Source organism: Bradyrhizobium sp. (genome assembly GCF_035570375.1).
Lineage (GTDB): Bacteria > Pseudomonadota > Alphaproteobacteria > Rhizobiales > Xanthobacteraceae > Bradyrhizobium.
In genome coordinates, this window is record NZ_DATMLW010000278.1 from 1 (window position 1) to 3,351 (window position 3,351).

Genomic DNA, 3,351 nt, shown 5'->3' on the forward strand with positions numbered 1-3,351 from the left:
GCAATTGTGAGATACACCTCGCCGGGTGAAGACGGTGCTACTTTCATGGGCTACCTCGCGTCGTTGCGAAGTCCCAACCACAACCCCGAGCAATATTCGCTCTGGCCGGTGCGCAAGGCGATAGAACCACAGTTTAAATTAGCAGCTATGGTTAATGAGCACGGCAGTTGGCCGCGACGTCGCGACATTATGGGTCACCACACCTTAGCCGCCACTGGATGGTGACAGCACCAATTGGTCCTGACCTCTTCCGCACCGCCTGCCAAATGGGCCTTGAGGGATTAGTGTCGAAGCGCCGCGACCGCCCGTATCAGGCCGGTCGGTCAAAGCACTGGATCAAGATCAAGAACCGCGCGATCCGGCGATGGGGCGGGTGATGGAGTCATTCGGGCAAATGTAGGTCACGAGGTCCGGCTTACAGGTTCTTGGGGTAGGTCTCGCCCCTGTGCCAGACCTCGTTCCTAGCGCTACCGACTTGCCCCATTTGCGGGGCACCTCTGGTTTTAGCGCTACCTCCCGATGGGAGGGGACAGCGCGCGTTCCAGTGTTTTGACTGCGACCGGCCTGATCCGCTGAAAACGGACCGAGTGATAGGTTGGCTTAACAGCGAGCTTCAGCCCCCGAAATAAACCCTCTAGGCGGGCCTCCAACACGGCCGTTCGCGGGACCGATCCTCCGCGTACTGAAATTCGGTGCTTCATGCCCGGCAGCATGGGCTAAGCGCGGGCTCAGGCCCCGCTTACACACCGCCCCTGCAGACCTCAAGCCCGCCGCTTCACGCCGGCGGGTTTTTGCTTGCCCAGTGCCGCGATCGCCGCTCTACTGCAACGGCTGTATTTTCAAAGGGAGTGCGGACGTGGCGAGCGGGACAGTGAAGTGGTTTAATGGACAAAAAGGTTATGGCTTCATCGCGCCGGACGGCGGCGGCAAGGACGTCTTCGTCCATATTTCGGCGGTCGAAAAAGCGGGCCTCAACTCGCTGGCCGAGGGCGCGAAGGTCTCGTTCGATATTGTCGCGAACCGTGGCAAGGAAAGTGCGGAAAATCTGCGGGTGAAGTGAGGGCGCAGCGAGGCTCAAGAGGCGGCATTGTTCGGCGCTCAAGTCAAATACGAATACGCTGCAGCTTCGCAAGCGATTGATCGGGTCAAATCGGAATGCGTGCGGCGCGGCTTGGTTTGCTAGTCCGGGCGACCGGTCACCGCACTCCGTTTCCCTATCGAACCTGCCGGTTCACACCCCGTGGGCTTTTTTCTTGGGAAAACGATCTTGTGGCCCCAGATGTAGCCCCGATGAAAAAAAACGCCTCGCTTTCGACCGCATAACGGACTCAAGTCCGGACATCGTGCCATGTCGGCTTAGTGCCAACAACGGAAGTCGGCGGCCCCGCTCGATGGCATCGCTCGCCAGTTGCAGAACAGCGAACTTCAAACCATCACTAGCGCGCCGTCTGAAAGTCGTTCAGAGATGATTGGGATCGCGGCGTCGCACTCAACCCCGCTCTCCGGCTGCAAGGCGGACACCTTCGACCCGTAGCGCATAATCCTCGGGCCGCATCCAGGGCGGCCTTTGCTGCCAACGCTGAAGCTGCTCCGCCGATTGCGGGGGGACACGTTCGAGTGCTTCGCGCGCCTCGTCCGAACGCCCGAGATATGCGAGCGACGCGGCGATGTATTCGTAAGGGGGAGCATAGCTCGGGCGCAGGCGAACAACTTGGCGCAATGTCTGCAGCGCAGCGACGAAATCGCGTGAAAAAAACTGCAAGACCGCGCGCCAGATCGACCAAAGCCAAATCAGGGGATCGTGTGGGCTGGCACGCATTGCCTGCTGCAACCTCTCGAGCGCTTCCTCTCGATAGCCGCCGAACCCGAGTACACAACCAAGCATGCTGATGACAAAGGCACTGTTTGGATTGAGGGCAACTGCGGTGCGCGCTTCGGCGATCGCCGCCTCCCATTCGCCGCCCCACATCACCATGTGTGCCAGCACGGCATGCGCCATCGCATCCTTGTCGTCGAGCGATACCGCGATTTGCGCTTCTTCACGCGCGGTTCCTTGAACCTCCAAGAAGGGGCGATTCGAGAAGTGCCAGATACCCCACTGGAGAGACAGCGCATATCCGTAGTGGCCGGGAGCGAAATTCGGATCGAGCGCGATAGCTTGGCTGAAGAAAGCCAGCGCGGTTTTGTTCTCCTCCGGTCGGTATTTGTGGAAGTGCCAAAGGCCGCGCTGATAGGCTTCCCACGCGTCAAGTCGTTCCGGCGGTTTGCGCAGCACGCGCTCTTGCTCGGCGGCAGCCAATGCCGGCTCGATAACCGCGGTGACACTTGCGGCGATTTCATCCTGCACCGCAAAGATGTCGCTAAGGTCGCGGTCGTAGCGCTCGGCCCACAGACGCACGCCTGTAAGCGCATCGATCAACTGTCCGGTGATCCGTATCCGGTTGCCGCCTTTGCGCACCGAGCCCTCGAGCACATAGCGAACGCCTAGCTCGCGCCCAGCTTGCTTCACATCGACGGCATGCCCCTTGTAGGTGAAGCTCGAATTGCGGGCGATCACGAAAAGCCAGCGGATACGCGAGAGCGCGGTGATGATATCCTCGACCATGCCGTCGGCAAAATATTCCTGTTCCGGATCGCCGCTCATATTCGTAAACGGCAGGACAGCTATCGAGGGCTTGTCAGGTAGCGGAAGAGACTTTCGGGCCGCGCCAGGCGACTTGGCCGGTGCCGATGACAAGGGTGGACGCGCCGCATAAATCCTCACCGGCCGGTCGATGTTTTTCAGCGATCTCTCGCCGAGATCGTCGAAGGCAAAATTGGTCTTTCCTCTGACCTGCTCGAAGGCGCTGCTGGATAGGTATACCCCGCCTGGCTCGCATTCGTTCTCGACGCGCGCCGCGATGTTTACTCCATCTCCAAAGATGTCGTCGCTATCGATAATGATGTCGCCGACGGTTATTCCGACCCGGAACTGGATATGCGACCCGGTCCCTTCGGCCGTTTGCACAGCCATTTTCTCCTGAACCGCCATCGCGCAGGTCACTGCATCCACCGCGCTGCCAAACTCAACCAGCAAGCCGTCGCCGGTGGTCTTGACGATTCGTCCCTTATGGGCGGCGATCGCGGGATCGACGATCTCGCGCCGGTGCGATTTCAATGCCGTGAGCGTGCCAACCTCGTCGGCACCCATCAGCCGCGAATAACCCGCGACATCGGCTGCTAGGATGGCAGCAAGCCGGCGTTCGACTCGCCCCTCGCCCATGTAGAGCCGCTCCGATCCAGGGTAGCAAATGGGGGAAGTCTATGGGCCAAAACCCGGGCGTGTCCATCGAGTTCGCGATGTCTGCTGGG

Annotated in this window: 4 protein-coding genes; 3 read left to right on the forward strand and 1 reads right to left on the reverse strand. The window is 60.2% G+C overall.

All coding sequences use genetic code 11. The annotated features are described in order from the left end of the window. From VNX23_RS30885 to VNX23_RS30895, 3 genes are all read left to right on the forward strand, one after another. On the forward strand, positions 1-225 hold a 225-nt coding region (locus tag VNX23_RS30885; RefSeq protein ID WP_325635743.1), incomplete at its 5' end, for a hypothetical protein. Positions 226-266: 41 nt separating this feature from the next. Continuing rightward, complete coding sequence (locus VNX23_RS30890) at positions 267-377, forward strand: hypothetical protein (protein ID WP_325635747.1); 111 nt, start codon at positions 267-269, stop codon at positions 375-377. Positions 378-856: 479 nt separating this feature from the next. Next, the gene (locus VNX23_RS30895) at positions 857-1,060 is read left to right on the forward strand and encodes a cold-shock protein (protein ID WP_325635749.1); all 204 of its coding nucleotides are present in this window, start codon (positions 857-859) and stop codon (positions 1,058-1,060) included. Between the two features lie 429 nt (positions 1,061-1,489). On the opposite strand, the gene VNX23_RS30900 is transcribed toward VNX23_RS30895, so the two are convergent. Then, positions 1,490-3,262: an adenylate/guanylate cyclase domain-containing protein gene (locus VNX23_RS30900; RefSeq protein WP_325635745.1), complete on the reverse strand. Its 1,773-nt coding sequence runs from the start codon at positions 3,260-3,262 to the stop codon at positions 1,490-1,492. Positions 3,263-3,351 lie beyond the last annotated feature (89 nt).

Bases quoted from the DNA above. Each gene is read 5' to 3' on its own strand.
- VNX23_RS30890 (WP_325635747.1), top strand. From the start codon at position 267: ATGGGCCTTGAGGGATTAGTGTCGAAGCGCCGCGACCGCCCGTATCAG.
- VNX23_RS30900 (WP_325635745.1), bottom strand. From the start codon at position 3,262: ATGGGCGAGGGGCGAGTCGAACGCCGGCTTGCTGCCATCCTAGCAGCC.